15 protein-coding genes are annotated in these 14,789 nt (G+C 35.7%); 9 read left to right on the forward strand and 6 right to left on the reverse strand.

Annotated elements, in window-relative coordinates; genetic code table 11:
- Positions 1-41 precede the first annotated feature (41 nt).
- From ACY2RT_RS03890 to ACY2RT_RS03900, 3 genes are read right to left on the reverse strand one after another with little or no spacing between them, the layout of a single operon-like run.
- Positions 42-944: a TIGR01777 family oxidoreductase gene (locus ACY2RT_RS03890; protein WP_490154563.1), complete on the reverse strand. Its 903-nt coding sequence runs from the start codon at positions 942-944 to the stop codon at positions 42-44.
- Between the two features lie 30 nt (positions 945-974).
- A complete protein-coding gene (gene mnmC2 / locus ACY2RT_RS03895) occupies positions 975-1,649 on the reverse strand; it encodes a tRNA (5-methylaminomethyl-2-thiouridine)(34)-methyltransferase MnmC2 (RefSeq protein ID WP_490154564.1) in 675 nt (224 codons plus the stop codon).
- A gap of 3 nt (positions 1,650-1,652) precedes the next feature.
- The gene (locus tag ACY2RT_RS03900) at positions 1,653-2,162 is read right to left on the reverse strand and encodes a DUF4920 domain-containing protein (protein ID WP_490154565.1); all 510 of its coding nucleotides are present in this window, start codon (positions 2,160-2,162) and stop codon (positions 1,653-1,655) included.
- 112 nt (positions 2,163-2,274) lie between these two features.
- On the opposite strand from ACY2RT_RS03900, the gene ACY2RT_RS03905 reads away from it, so the two are divergent.
- On the forward strand, positions 2,275-3,342 hold the full coding sequence (locus ACY2RT_RS03905) for a branched-chain amino acid aminotransferase (protein WP_490154566.1): 1,068 nt from the start codon (positions 2,275-2,277) through the stop codon (positions 3,340-3,342).
- An 18-nt stretch (positions 3,343-3,360) separates the two neighbouring features.
- Here ACY2RT_RS03905 and ACY2RT_RS03910 read toward each other — a convergent pair whose 3' ends face one another.
- Complete coding sequence (locus ACY2RT_RS03910) at positions 3,361-3,747, reverse strand: pyrophosphohydrolase domain-containing protein (RefSeq protein ID WP_490154567.1); 387 nt, start codon at positions 3,745-3,747, stop codon at positions 3,361-3,363.
- Positions 3,748-4,484: 737 nt separating this feature from the next.
- Between ACY2RT_RS03910 and ACY2RT_RS03915 the strand changes: the two genes are divergently transcribed.
- The 6 genes from ACY2RT_RS03915 to ACY2RT_RS03940 all read left to right on the forward strand — a co-directional run bounded on the left by ACY2RT_RS03915 (position 4,485) and on the right by ACY2RT_RS03940 (position 10,325).
- Positions 4,485-4,814: a hypothetical protein gene (locus ACY2RT_RS03915; RefSeq protein WP_490154568.1), complete on the forward strand. Its 330-nt coding sequence runs from the start codon at positions 4,485-4,487 to the stop codon at positions 4,812-4,814.
- 2 nt (positions 4,815-4,816) lie between these two features.
- A complete protein-coding gene (locus ACY2RT_RS03920; protein WP_490154569.1) occupies positions 4,817-6,097 on the forward strand; it encodes a hypothetical protein in 1,281 nt (426 codons plus the stop codon).
- Positions 6,085-6,519, forward strand: a complete 435-nt coding sequence (locus tag ACY2RT_RS03925; RefSeq protein ID WP_490154570.1) for a hypothetical protein — start codon at positions 6,085-6,087, stop codon at positions 6,517-6,519. Before ACY2RT_RS03920 ends, ACY2RT_RS03925 begins: the two co-directional genes overlap by 13 nt.
- Positions 6,519-8,303 (forward strand): sensor histidine kinase, encoded by a 1,785-nt coding sequence (locus ACY2RT_RS03930; RefSeq protein WP_490154571.1) that lies wholly within the window; start codon positions 6,519-6,521, stop codon positions 8,301-8,303. The genes ACY2RT_RS03925 and ACY2RT_RS03930 overlap by 1 nt, the downstream gene beginning before the upstream one ends.
- Positions 8,300-8,926 (forward strand): response regulator transcription factor, encoded by a 627-nt coding sequence (locus tag ACY2RT_RS03935; RefSeq protein WP_490154572.1) that lies wholly within the window; start codon positions 8,300-8,302, stop codon positions 8,924-8,926. The genes ACY2RT_RS03930 and ACY2RT_RS03935 overlap by 4 nt, the downstream gene beginning before the upstream one ends.
- A gap of 106 nt (positions 8,927-9,032) precedes the next feature.
- On the forward strand, positions 9,033-10,325 hold the full coding sequence (locus tag ACY2RT_RS03940) for a hypothetical protein (RefSeq protein WP_490154573.1): 1,293 nt from the start codon (positions 9,033-9,035) through the stop codon (positions 10,323-10,325).
- A 56-nt stretch (positions 10,326-10,381) separates the two neighbouring features.
- Here the strand turns inward: ACY2RT_RS03940 and ACY2RT_RS03945 are convergent, their stop codons facing one another.
- Positions 10,382-12,433: a dipeptidyl-peptidase 3 family protein gene (locus tag ACY2RT_RS03945; protein WP_490154574.1), complete on the reverse strand. Its 2,052-nt coding sequence runs from the start codon at positions 12,431-12,433 to the stop codon at positions 10,382-10,384.
- Between the two features lie 92 nt (positions 12,434-12,525).
- On the opposite strand from ACY2RT_RS03945, the gene ACY2RT_RS03950 reads away from it, so the two are divergent.
- Together ACY2RT_RS03950 and crcB are read left to right on the forward strand one after the other, a co-directional pair.
- Positions 12,526-13,587 (forward strand): SRPBCC family protein, encoded by a 1,062-nt coding sequence (locus ACY2RT_RS03950; RefSeq protein ID WP_490154575.1) that lies wholly within the window; start codon positions 12,526-12,528, stop codon positions 13,585-13,587.
- Complete coding sequence (gene crcB / locus ACY2RT_RS03955; protein ID WP_490154576.1) at positions 13,587-13,958, forward strand: fluoride efflux transporter CrcB; 372 nt, start codon at positions 13,587-13,589, stop codon at positions 13,956-13,958. The genes ACY2RT_RS03950 and crcB overlap by 1 nt, the downstream gene beginning before the upstream one ends.
- Here the strand turns inward: crcB and ACY2RT_RS03960 are convergent.
- Positions 13,955-14,566: a DUF1684 domain-containing protein gene (locus ACY2RT_RS03960; RefSeq protein WP_490154577.1), complete on the reverse strand. Its 612-nt coding sequence runs from the start codon at positions 14,564-14,566 to the stop codon at positions 13,955-13,957. The genes crcB and ACY2RT_RS03960 overlap by 4 nt on opposite strands.
- Between the last annotated feature and the right edge of the window lie 223 nt (positions 14,567-14,789).

A 14,789-nucleotide genomic window follows, 5' to 3' on the forward strand; every position in this document is an offset into this window, starting at 1 on the left:
GATTTATAGTTTATGGGGCGGCCAATGGCCGCCCCATATCTTTACAGCAGGTCCTCAAGTGCGCTTTCAATAGTTTTGTACCTAAAATCATACTTTCCCTCTTCAATTTTTTGGGGACTGACCCATTGACCTTCCACTACGATCTCCGCCATTTCTCCTAATATTAATTTTAGCATAAATCCAGGTATATTAGGTAGCCACAAAGGTTTATTGAGATGGTTGGCAATCTGTTTAGTCAAATTTTTATTCGTCACCGGATTGGGTGCTACCGCATTATAAACACCTTTCAATCTGTTTTTTAAAATGTGGTAATAGATCTCTGTAATATCATCAATATGTATCCAGGATTGCCATTGGTTACCGCTTCCCAAAGGAGCTCCCAATCCCATTTTTACAGGTTTTACAATTTTAGGCAATGCCCCTTCTCCTGTAGCTAATACAACACCTGTTCTCACTTTCGAGACTTCTATATCTAAGTTTTTAAACTGATCTGCAGCTGCTTCCCACGCAATCACGACTTCAGCTAAGAAAGTGGTATCAACTTCATTACTCTCTTCGGTATATTGTTCAGTATTTGAATTAGGGTAAATACTAATACCACTGGCAGATATGAAATGTTTCACATCGTGTTCTATGTTTTCAAGTGTTTTAAAAATAAGATCTGCAGTATGTACCCTACTTTCCAGAATTACTTTTTTATAGCTGTTTGTCCAACGTTTGGACACCGTTGCTCCTACCAGGTTTATAATTACAGAAACTCCTTTGAAAGCTTCTTCATCAATTTCATTTTTTTGAGGGTTCCAGTAGAACCCCTTATAAGCAGAAGTAGTTTTTATTTTTTCCTTTCGGGTTGTAAAATAGTGAACTGTGATGCCTTTTTCTATACATTTCTTTGTCAACTTTCTACCTATAAGTCCGGTAGCACCTGTAACTAATATCTTCATATCTAATCTTTAAAAAAAGGCACAAACACCCTATTGATCTGCTTTAACGGCTCTTAACATTTGACGCTTGCCGGGAGGTCCGGGTAACCGTTCAACTTTAAAACCAACACTTTGCATGGCACGACGAACACTACCTTTTGCCGAATAGGTAACCAAAACACCTTCTTTCTTTAAAGCCTTATACATTTTTCTGAAAATCTCTTCTGTCCAAAGATCTGGTTGTACACGTGCTCCAAAAGCATCAAAGTAAATGATGTTGAAGACATCTGTATCTTCTATCTCTGAAAAAAATTGTTTGCGTTTGGTCAATCGAAAATTCGGACTGATCTTCGATGTCATTTCCCATTTGGCCTCGTGAAGCTTCAAGAAATATTTTTCCGAAGCATGGAGCATTTCCGCATAATTAAGCTGTAAAACCTCTGAGGGATCGACCGGATAGGCTTCAATTCCTGTGTAGTTGATCTGAAGGTTTTTTCTTTCGGCTTCCAAAGAAGTGAGAAAAGCATTTAAACCGGTACCAAATCCTATTTCCAGTATTGAAATAGATTCATCATCATTTCCTGAAACAAAATAATGCAGCCCGGTCTTTATGAAGACATGCTGTGCTTCAGCAATGGCACCATGTTTAGAATGGTATTGTTCATTCCACTCCGGTAAATGGATAGTGACAGACCCATCTCCGGTAGTAAGGAATTCCCGCTTCAAAATTTACTGTTTTTCTGGAATAAGGACTCCGGAAGAAACGAAAGAGAGTGTTCTTTTGGGTTCGGTAATAGCCTCTATCTCTTCTTTGGACTTTCCGGCATCTTCAGCATAATGGCGCTGGTCATCGACACTCATCTCTTCTACAAAAGCCATTCCCTCTACTATTACTTCCTGCCCGGCAATATCTTTTGGCATAAAGAAGGCATAATCTTTAAACTTGACCATTGCTTCTTCTTCACCCATATCCATTCGCATCCAGCAGCCTTTACTTTGGCATACTTCTTTTACTTCGGAAGTAAATTTAACCGCAACAGTATCTCCCGCTTTCAGGTTTTTGTATTTCTCTATTATTTCGGTTTTGGAGAGTACTCCTTCATCGTTGATTTCTTCTCCGAAAGATTGATATGCAATTTCCATTTCTTCGGCTTCAACAACAGGGTTTTCTTTCTTTTTTTCTTCATTGCAACTTACCATTATCAGGCTTAATGTTGCTATAAAAAGTATTTTTTTCATTGTAAGTTTTTCAGAATTTAATTGTCTATTAAGATACTGCAATTTTATTAAAATTTTAGGTTTTTTATGCCCTATTTTTTGTATAATTTTGCAATCTAATCCCAGTATATTCATGAACTATATCACCCAAGACAAAATTTCTGTAAAAAGAGCCGAAGCAACCAGAATAAATGAAGTTGATTTTGATAATCTTGTTTTCGGGAAATCTTTTACAGATCATATGTTCGAGTGTGATTTTAAGAACGGTGAATGGCAAAACCCTACCATTAGACCCTATGGACCATTGACCATATCACCTGCTGCAAAGGTGTTTCATTACGGACAGGCTGTTTTTGAAGGAATGAAAGCTTATAAAGATGAAAGTGGAAAGGTATTTCTTTTTCGTCCGGAAGAGAATTTCAAACGTATTAACAGATCTTCTGCTCGTATGGCAATTCCTGAATTTCCAAGGGATCTGTTTTTTGAAGCTTTACACAAGCTTATAGAGCTGGATAGGGACTGGGTAAAACCAGGTGTTGGGAACTCACTTTACATCAGGCCTTTTGCAATGGCTACAGAAGCAGGAGTCTCTGCCTCTCCTTCTAATGAGTATAAGTTTATGATCCTACTCTGTCCTGTGAATGCTTATTATTCCGGAGATGTAAAAGTGGTCATTGCCGAAACATTTAGCCGTTCTGCAGACGGTGGTGTTGGTTATGCAAAAGCAGCCGGAAACTATGGAGCACAGTTCTATCCAACCAATCTGGCACGCGAAAAAGGATTTCAACAGGTAATCTGGACCGATTCTAATGAACATAAGTATCTGGAAGAAGCCGGTACCATGAACGTATTTTTTAGAATAAATGACACTTTGATTACTGCTCCGATCAGTGATAGAATTCTGGATGGGGTCACACGAAAAAGTGTCATAGATCTTGCAAAACGTAACGGTATTCCTGTTGATATACGAAAAATACAGGTTTCAGAACTTCTAACCGCTTCCAATAATGGTACTTTGAAAGAGATTTTTGGCGCCGGTACTGCTGCTGTTATAAGCCCTGTAAGTGCTTTTGGATACCAGGAAAAAATATATGAACTCCCTACCAATGCTGACAGCTATGCTGCCAGATTCAAAAAGGAATTGATGGATATACAATACAATCGTGCTGAGGATCCGTTTGAATGGCGTTACGAGCTTTAGATTTCCTTATTTTTAAATTTAAGATTCTAAGATCGCCTGTATGTCTGGCTTAAAGTAATTGGGGCCTTTTAATACTTTTCCATCTTCTCGATAGATAGGTTTACCGTTTGCACCCAGCTTACTCATATTACTGCGTTGAATTTCATTGAACACTTCTTCTATTTTATCCTGCATACCGTGTTCTATGATCGTTCCACATAAAATATAGAGCATATCTCCCAAAGCATCAGCCACCTCAACCAGGTCGTTATTATTTGCTGCTTCCAGATATTCTTCATTTTCCTCGCGCATGAGTTTGTATCGTAACAGGTTTTTGGCTTCTCCAAGCTCGGCAGTAGGGGTTTCTTTTATTCCTAATCCGAAAGCTTTGTGAAATTCATGTACAGCAGCAATTTTGTTTTTCATAGTTAATCTGATTATGTTCTTGATTCGTTATTTTATTGATTTTCAGATAATTGTTTAATACTCCCAACTTCGTACTTCAAACTTCGCTCTTCCAACTTCATATGTACTCCCATGTTATTCCGAACGATGTGAGGAATCTATAAGATTCTTCGGTTGCTATGCTCCCTCTGAATGACACACCACACTCCCCAACTCCTATTTCATCCATCTTTGACGTAGAAGGAAGGACTTCCAACTTCAAACCCCATACTTCCAGCTTCAAACTTCCAGCCCCAAGCTTCATACCCCAAACCTTATACTTCACACTCCCCTTCAAACTTCAAAATTCTTAGATAATAACAGTATTAAAATACGTAAATTTGCAATCGTAAAACTACAAATTTATGTTTAGTACCAACCAATTAATTTTTGCGATCTGTTTTCTAATAGCTTTTATCATTTTGATGGTATTTAGCTACCGAAGAGATAAAAAACTGCACAAAAAACACTATAAAGGAAGCTTATGGATCTTAATTGGATTTTTGGTTTTTGTAGGGCTGTTGGTTCTTATTAAAGCAATATTAAGGCATTAACAATCATATTTCGTATACAAAAATTAAATTAATAGTTGGTATTTCAATAACAACAACTTAACTTAGTAATCTCCCCTTTATTAAATGATAATAAAATATACCCGGTATTGGGTATGTTCTCCCCTTTTGTTTTAGTATAAAATTGTCTAATCAAATTTTTTAATTATGAAAAATTCACCGGGGCTTATGTTCCTATTTGGCATTATTGCCTTCGCAGTTATCATGATCGTTGTATCAAAGAATAATTTTAGTATGGATAGTGCCGAGTTTTGGTTCTATAGAGTATTAACAGCCTTAGCAGCTGCTTCTATTAGTATTTCCATCCCGGGAATGCTACATGTAAATTACACTTCTGACGGACAGGGTGTAAATATGCTGTCCGATGAAAAACAGAAACCCATTAAAATGACGCTTGCAGAAAAGGAGCCTACCATTACTGCTTCCGGAGCCATTGCGGTTTTTGTATTGGTGTATCTGTTTAATCCGATTGGGTAGTTATGAAAGCAGATATCATTTATAGTAGTGAAGATCATGCGAATGAAGTTTTGGAATACTATGAACAGTTTATATTCCTATATGAATACGTCAACTATGTTGCAGTTGTAAAATCTGAAAACCCAAAACGACCAGGTTACGGACTTGAGATTGGTCTGAGAAATGATTCTATCAACCTTGTTGAAAATTTTTGTGACCATAGGGCTTATTTTGGTGATTTCCCAAAAAATAAAATTCCCGCCTATCTACCAGTCCCATCTGAATATAGAATTGAATTGTTGAAAAACAAAGGATTGTGTCCTTGCAGATATTGTAACAAAATTGAAAACACTAAATCACGCACCAAAAATTATCAAGTACCAATAATCTCTTTACTTACAAACGGTTCAAAAGGGTATGAGGATAATGATTCTGTTGATAGTAAAAAAGAAAAAGTCGTTAAAGAGAATAGAATAGTAAAAGAAAATCTATTTTCGAATTATTATGACAAAACAAAAGACTGGTATGATTATCCATATGGAGCACAACCTATATCTTATATATCAGGGAACCTATCAGGATCAGGCACATTGGGAGGAATATTCAAAATCATGGAATATCCGAATGATCTATTTGGAATTTCTAATTGGCATGTATTGGCTAGCACAGAATTTGGTTTAGGAGATCTGATTGGAAATAGCAATGGTGACAATATTGGTCGTCTTTTTTGGAAAGCGATTGACACTTATAGAGAAGTTGCAATTATCAAATTTAATGAACTAACAGCAAACAGATTAATAAAAACCTATAATCTAGACAAAAAAAAATGGACAATAACAAAACCTAAAATCGGTATGCAAGTTCAAAATTTTGGTTTTGGGACATTTGAATCTGGTGAGTATTTTAAGGAAAGAAAAGGAACTATAAGATCTACAAATACAACCGTTAGAGTAGGTATTAGTGAAGATAATGAAATGAGTAGATTATTTAGAAAGCAAATTCTGATAGATCGAATATCAATTGATGGTGATTCTGGCTCTATTGTTGTAACAAAAATGGATAATCAAACTCATGCCTCAGCATTATTATTTGCAATTGCTTCAGGTTTAGAAATTGACACTGTTGAAAACAACGAGGGAGATTTAAAAAAATACTCCATTGCCAATAATATTAGCTACATTTTTAATCGTCCATTTAGACATAAGCAAGAAGTCCTACACGATATTAATCCTAGTACTAACTTTAAAGTAACCACCTTCTTAAACAAATTCACTCTTAAAAATTTAAAATTATGGCACAAATAATTAGAACTCTAACATACCCTGAAGGGTATTTAGAAAGGTTTCTCATGTATTTTGACAATGAAATTAATTTACATGCAAAACTAACTTGGAACAAAAACTTTGTAACTAAAATAATTTTTAACTTAGAAACCAATCCAAATTCAAAATACATCTATGAAATTTGTGGTTTTGAAAGATGTATCGGGCAAGATGCTGAATACAAAGATTATACTGTAATATACCTATCTAAAAAGGGTACAAATTCTACTCAAACAAAAACTTTAAATATACCTACTGGTAAACTCGATTTAAAAAAAGGAAAGAAACATTACTTTCTATTTAAAGTACATAAAAAAGCATGTAATGAATATGAGTCTTTTGTTTGTCGTTTGGACGGAGGTACGCCAAAAACAAAGGATGGCTCAATAATCATCTCTGGCTAGTGATTAGGCATATTTGGAATATATGTTTTATTTATTCAGCGCTTTTTTTAAGCGCTGAAGGTGTTTTTTGTCAAAATGTAAATTTTAATTCAATTTTAAATGCTTTTAAAGAAAAAAAATTTGAAAAAGTTGTCTACGAGTTAAAAGCAATTGATACTTCGAATATCAACAGCTATGATAAGGCTACTTGGTTCTATTATCTCGCAGATTATTATTTTCGGATAGACAATAATTCTAAAGCATATAGTAGCGCAAAAAACTCAAAATATCTTTTCAACTTACTAAAAGAAGATAGTGACGTTAATGATTGTAATTTACTGATATGGAAAATATTACGACATCAAAATGATCTTAAAATTGATACAAAAGAAATTTTAAATGAAATAAATAGTTATGCAGAGGCCGCAAAAGATTCTCTTACTCTTAGAATGAAAAACCAAGCCATTGCGGAAAGCTTTTTAGACATTGATGATCAAAAGCTAGCATTAGAGTATTTTAGAAAAACCATAAATTTAGATAGGTTGATGAAGGATACTTTAAAAATGGCCTATGGCAGTATTAATATTGGTTCTGTTTATCAAACAACAGAGCCAAAAAATTTGGATTCTTCTTTACATTATACCTTATTAGCTGTGCCTATTCTCAAAAAGTATAAGGATACTCTAAATCTAGCTTATTGCTACAATAATATAGCTGTTAAATACAATCTTCTAAAAGAATACAAAAAGGCAATAAAATATTATAAATTGGCTGACTCTATTCCGCTCAAAGAGAATGTTATCAAAAGCAAAATTATTTTTTATGATAACATTTCGGTCGCCTACAACAACATCAAGGATTATAAAAATGAAGCATTATACTTAAAAAAGTTAAAATCACTAAGAGATAGTATAAATGATATTCAACAAAATATTGATATCGCAAGAATAAAAGAACAGTTTGACAACGAAAAATTGCGGGCGGATAATCTGGAAAGTGAAGCTAAAAGAAGGCAAAATGAAACCATTGCCATTGGCCTTGGAGGCGGCTTATTGGCAGTTGGTATTTTCGCTTTTCTTATCTATAAAAACACCAAGCGGAAGCAACGTATCGCAGAACAAGAACGGGAAATAGAGATTCGGAAAACGGAAAAGATCCTTAAAGAACAGGAACTTACCACAATAGATGCAATGATCTCCGGGCAGGAAAAGGAACGGCAACGCCTGGCTGGTGACCTGCACGATAGTGTAGGTGCTACTTTAGCTGCTGCCAAATTGCAGTTCGGTCATTTACAGGCAAATCACAAGAAAATTGACGATCTTGATGCATTATTTACCAGTACCGAAGAACTGCTCAACCAGGCGTATGATGAAGTTCGTTCCATGGCACATCTTAAGAACAGTGGAGTTATTGCAAAGAATGGGTTGTTGCCTGCTATAGAGAAACTCGCAAAAAATGTCTCAGGGGTCAATAATTTAAAAGTGGATGTCCAGGATTTTGGATTGGATGAACGCCTAGAGAATTCATTGGAAATAGCTATCTTCAGAATTATTCAGGAGTTAGTGACCAATGTAATAAAACATGCAAATGCTTCCGAAGCCAGTATTTCTATTACGCAACATCACGATTCCCTGAGTATTATTGTAGAAGACAATGGAATAGGTTTCGATGCCAAAAAAATTCAGCAGAAGGAAGGCATGGGCCTCTCGGGAATCGAAAGAAGAGTTGAGCATCTGGAAGGAACCATGGAAATAGACTCTACTCCCAAAAAGGGAACCTCTGTTCTAATCGATATACTCTTATGATAACCCTAGCCATAGCCGAAGATCATCAATCCCTCGTAGACGGTATTAATCTGTTGCTGGAATATGAGGAAGACATTTCTATTGTAGGGATGGCAAATGATGGTGAAGCACTTCTGGAAATTGTTAGAAAGAAACAACCCAAAGTTGTACTCACCGATATTAAAATGCCAAAGATCGATGGTATTGCGGCTACCAAACTCATAAAAAAGGAATTCCCGGATACTAAGGTGATTGCGTTTACCATGTTCGATCAGGATGAGGCAGTTTCACAGATGATTGCCGCCGGAGCTTCAGGTTATTTATTAAAAAATTCTGCTTTGGAAGAGGTTTTGCATGCCATACATGCAGTTGTAAAAGGAGAAGAGTTTTTCGATGCTGCATTGGACATTTCATTGATAAAAGATACGGCAGCCACTACTGCTAAAAAGTCCGTCTTGTCCAAAAGTGAACGTGAAATTTTAAACTTGATCGGGCAGGGAAAATCTACAAGTGAAATTGCGGCAGTACGCTTTACAGCAGTCTCTACTGTGGAGAAACACCGTAAGAATATGATCCGAAAACTGGGCCTTTCCGGTAAAGGGGAACTACTTCGCTATGCATTGGAAAGAAAATACGATTTCTAAATAAATTCTCTATAGTCAAACTTTTAAAATACCCTTCACCGGGTATTTTTTTGTGATATGATGTCAGATAGATTTACAAAAATAAATTATCACCATCATGAAAACTATGCATTTCCTTTTACTATCGATCTTATTGTTTCTGTCATCTGCACTTCGAGCACAAATTAGTATTGGTTTTGACCAACCCAGACAAGTTTTAGACTATAAGTCAGGAGAATCTTTTAAAATACCATATACGTTAGAAATTGACGGAAACAAATTCCCATCTGAATCGAATAAAATATCGGTCGAGATAACAACTGACAATGACCAACTGAACTTATTTAAAGTTAGTTCAGATGTATCAATAAGCCAATCGATAACCAAAGATCATTTAGAATTTAAAAGAACTGAAGATCTTCAGGGAAATTTGCAAGGCCTTCTGGATTCAATAATAAAGCATAAAGGAACAATAACACTTACTATTGAATCTCTTTCTGAAAAGCAATTCGATATAGAAAAAGACACAGCAAAAAAAGACATAGTAAAAATTGAATTAAAAAATCATATTCAAACTGTTATTCTAAATACAGAAAAGAAAAATAAATCGGATAAATATAATTTTTTCATAGGAGCCAATTTTAACTTTGGAGAAAAGGTAAAAGTGAAGAGTTTTTATTCGGAAATAGATGTATTTCTTCCGGGACTATTCTTTAAAAATGGAAAGGGAGCATATTGGGGAGGTATTCGTGCAGGAATTTACAGAAATAGCTCAACGACGCTCCAAAAAGATAAAGAAAGAGATGATATTATTTTCCTTGTTGAGGACGAAAACCTTCAAAATGATTCGATTTCATTAATTGCTAAAAGAGTGATCAGGACACCCGAAACAACATCTGAAAATCTGGGCTTTTATGGACAACTATTATTTCGTGTGTTTGAAAATGATACTAAAAAATTTCAAACGTACTTAGCCTTACATACCGAGATCATCCAACGTACAGAAACTACAAAATTCAATTTTAAAGATACTTTGCATATTTCTCAAAACTATATTCCTCGTGATTCGCTATTAGACCCATTCCTGCGAAGACAATTAAGAGAAAGCAAAGAATTTACCGATAAATTGTATAGTTCCTATTTTGGGGTGGGAGCACCTATGAAATATGCAGACAAAAACATTGAAGTATTTCTAAATCCTGTTATAGGCTATGGCGATACCGGAAGAAGAAGTCGTAATGGAACAGGACAGTTTTTTGGCCTTTTTCAATTCTATCTTATGGAACAAAAACACGGAATTAAAATAAGTGGCGAAGTAAGAGAATACTTTTCAGATCAAAATCCACAAATGGTCGTAAATCTATCCAAAACGTTTGATATAGAGTCTTTGTTGGATTCAAACAAAGGAAAGTCAGATTAAATAAAAACCTCCCTGCGTTAGCCACAAGGAGGTTTTTTAATCTCTATCTTAGTTCGTTATAACTTTAACTTCTCGACTGTAGTTAAGTTACTGTGGTTATCAGAGTATTTCAGCATCTGTTCTTCAAAGGTAGCAGGTTGCTTAATACTAAAGCTTTCTATTTCTCCATCATCATTCATATTTGGAATAATTTCCGGGTTTACGAATCCGCCATAGGGAGCCGTAGTAAATTGTTTGTTGCGCTCTAAGACCTCAGCGTGTAATGTTTGGTCTACTTTCACTCCATAACCTTCTACCAAAGCTTCCACGGCAGCGTAATCTCCTTCAGACTTGATACGTTGTGTTTCACGTAATAATTGTCCAAAAAGGTCATGCAATTTATCATAATCATTAATGTTATAATACGTCTTTCCATCACGTGTTACTTTCTCGATCACATTATCTGCCGCTCCTTTTTCAAAAACCCAGGCACTTACCCACTGGCGGTTACGCATATGTGATTGTTCCACATCATCTCCTAAGTTCAATCGGATCAATTGCGTCATTAACCCATTACGGATATAACCATCGTACGCAGCCATTCCCACTTTTTTCCAGTCATCCACCAAACCTAGTTCCTGTAGTTTAGGATTGTATAAATAATATAAGCCTACAAGGTCCGCGCGTCCTTCTTCAAGAGTAGATGCATAGTTCTTCAGCGTTTCTTTAGTTTCTCCTACACCCGGATTTAGTTGCCCGGAAGCATGGCCTATTACTTCGTGTAAAGCAGTATGCAACTTATCCCCTACTTGTCCGTATTTTTCTTCCAGTTCATATTCTTCTTCATCATGAACAAATTCTTTTAAACGTCCCGAGCCCCCTGCATTGTTGTATGCATTTATAATATTCCCCAGAGAAACCGACTTACTTCCCACTGCTGCACGGATCCAGTTAGCATTTGGTAAATTAACTCCAATAGGTGTACTTGGAGATGCATCTCCGGCTTCACCGGCAACATTTACTACTTTATAGGTCACACCTACAACATTTTTCTTTTTGTGCTCTTCCATTAAAGGTGAGTTATCTTCAAACCATTGTGCATTTTCAGATAGTACAGCCATTTTTTCAGACATATCAAAATCCTTAATCTGTACAATATTTTCAAAGGAACCTCTGTATCCCAACGGATCATTATACACTTCAATAAAACTATTGATATAGTCGATGTTACCTTCTGTCGCAGCTGTCCAGGCAACATTATAGTCATCCCATATTTGAAGGTCGCCTGTTTTATAGTACTCGATCAATAATCCAAGTGCATCGCCTTGTGCCTGATTTTCAGCAACGCCTTGCGCCTTTTCAAGCCACTCTACTATTTTATCGATAGCAGGGCCATACAATCCGCCGGATTTGTACACCAATTCTTTAAGTACTCCGTCTTCTTTTACCAACTTAGAGTTCAATCCATATGACAGTGGTTTTTCAGGGTCCGGAGATTTTTTTGCCGCATAAAACGATTCTACATCAGCATTGGTCACATTGGGCCCATAAAAGTTCACGGCAGAAAGTGCTACGTTATCAACACCTTTCGCCCGGTTCACTTTTTTAGCATCTACATCATTGAAAATCACATCGAAAGCTTCTCCTTCCAAAGTTGTACTTGTTTCAGCTAATAGATTTTGAAGATATTCTGAAGAAAATTCCGGTTTTATTTTATCATTAGAATAATGGTGATGGATTCCGTTAGAGAACCAAACACGCTTTAAATAAACTTCAAAATTTTTCCAATCTTCAGATTCTTTATCTCCATTATAAGTTCTGTAAACATTTTCTAAAGCCGTTCGTATGGTAAGATTGTGACGATAGTTTTGATCCCACATAATATCTCTTCCTGCCAAACCTGCCTGGGTAAGATAGTATACCAGCTTTTGTTCTTTAAGTGTTAAACCGTCCCAACTAGGAATTTGATAGCGTAATATCCTTAGATCTGCAAATTGATCTACATTATAATCAAAGTCATTCGTTTCAACTTTAGCAATCTCTTGTGGTTCTTTTTTATTCTTGTCATCTGCACAAGAAAAAAATAGCAATCCACTCATAGCCATGGCTATAAAAAAAGTGTTCTTCATTTTTTAATTTTATTGGTTTTCAACAAATGTAGCAAAATATTAAACGTCAAAATTGATTATCTTAGCACAAATAACCAATAATCACTATTTCAATGAAGATATTAAAATATTTTTTGTTTCTAATTCTTATTATTCTAATTGGCGGAGCTATTTATTTTGGTACTAAAGACGGGAAATTTGATGTAGCTGAAAGTAAAGTGATGGAAGCCCCTGCCGAAGTGATTTACAACAATCTAAAAGATTACAAAAGCTGGCAGGAATGGGGGCCCTGGATGAAACTGGATCCTAACATTCAAATTAATTATGCTGAAAAGACCGAAGGTGAAGGTGCTTCTTATTCCTGGAGCAGTGACCATATGGAGATAGGTAACGGTTCTATGAAAACAGTTAAAGTAATTCTCAACAAAGAATTGGATCAGGAGATTACTTTTAATACACCTATGGGTGATAGTGAAAGTAATGTGTACTGGCGCTTAGAAGAAACCGGAATGCCTGGTCAAACAAAAGTAACCTGGGGGATGAAGGGTGAGCAAAGTTTTATGGAGAAAGTGTTTATGGCCTTTCAAAAGGAAGATATGGAAACCGGAATCGGTAAAATGTTCCAGCAAGGATTAACAAATCTGGATGAGATAGTAAAAGAGCAAATGGAAACGTTTTCTGTAAATGTAGATGGTATTACAGAATATGGAGGCGGTTATTATATGTACAATACTACTGCTTCAAATTTAAGCGATATCGCTACCAAGATGGCTGCAATGTTTGGACAGGTGGTTGGTTATATGCAACAAAACAATTTGATAAGATCGGGAATGCCCTTCACCATTTACAATCAATTGGACGAAGCAAACGGTACTGCTATCTTTTCAACTGCATTACCTGTTAAAGAGAGAGTCATTACACCTTCAGGAAGCCCGGTCATTTGTGGGTTTATGGAACCTGTCACTGCTTTAAAAACAACGCTCAAAGGGAAATATGAAAATCTCTCGAAAGCTTATGAAAAAGCAAAATCTTATATTTCTGAAAATAATTTACAGGTACATCCTACTGCAAAAATGTTTGAAGTATATGTAACAGACCCTGTAGCCGTTCCTAATCCGGCCAACTGGGTCACTGAGGTTTATATTCCTCTTGTAGCACCTCCAACTCCTCAATAATGAAACATCTTTTACTGGTATTTTTAGGTGGCGGTCTAGGTAGTTCTTTACGATTTTGGATTGGCAACTATTTAAATAGTGACAAAACCGGAATTCCATACGGTACGTTTCTCGCTAATATTTTAGGTAGTTTACTTATTGGAATCATATTAGGTTTAGCATTAAAGAATAATACCCTTTCCCAAAATACTATTCTGTTTTTAGCTACCGGTTTTTGTGGTGGTTTTACTACTTTCTCTGCCTTTGCCTATGAAAACCATGTTTTTTTGAAATCAGGTGATTTTATGACATTTGCCTTATACACTATAGGTAGTTTTGTCATTGGTTTTGCTGCAGTCTTTTTTGGAATGTGGTTTGTTAAGTACTTCTAATGGTTTTCTCCAAAATCTTTTACCCCTGCCTCAATACGAACTAACAGGTCATTTTCTTTTGGTGGAATAGGACAAGAATACTTTTTGTTATAGGCACAATACGGATTATATAATTTATTGAAGTCTAGCAGAATGGTATCGCCATCCGGAATTCGTGCATCTAAAAACCTCCCTCCTCCATAAGAACCCTCACCACTCGTTAGGTCTGTAATTGGTAAAAACAAATAGTCAATATACTCCGGGTCTTTGGAAGGTGTTGTACTTTGGTATAATTCCAATTTCAATTTTTTCCCATGCAATGTAAAGTGTGCTTCGCCATATTTTACATATTCCGGAAGACGGTCTGTGGTCGTTGGCATTAAAAAAGGCTTTTCGCCAGGAGTGCGAACAAACTTTGCTGTTACTCTATATTTTAAGTCTATAGGATAAAATTCTAATCCCGAAAAAGTTTTAAAATCCTCAGGTTCCAAAATAGTAGTTTCTTCATTACTAAAATCTTTATTTTCGGAAGCCTGGTACTTCTTAATTTCCTTTATGATCTTTCGGTCACTTTGCGCGTTTGCAAAACTACTTGCGAGTACTATAAGTAAAATGATACATTTTTTCATTTTTATAAATTTTAGTAAATATAACTTTTAAACATAAATTCTTAAGTAGTTGCCAATTCAAAAAAATTATTACATTTGCTTCTTAATTCATTAAAAATGAAAAACAGAACATATATCATTCAACAAACTTGTGTTGTTTCACAGTCGAAACACAGGCGATGTATGTACTATTTATAGAGAAATAAGTTAATTCAATATAAAAACGTCCCGCCTTTGAGCGGGA

The organism is Ulvibacter sp. 2210JD10-4 (assembly GCF_058148525.1).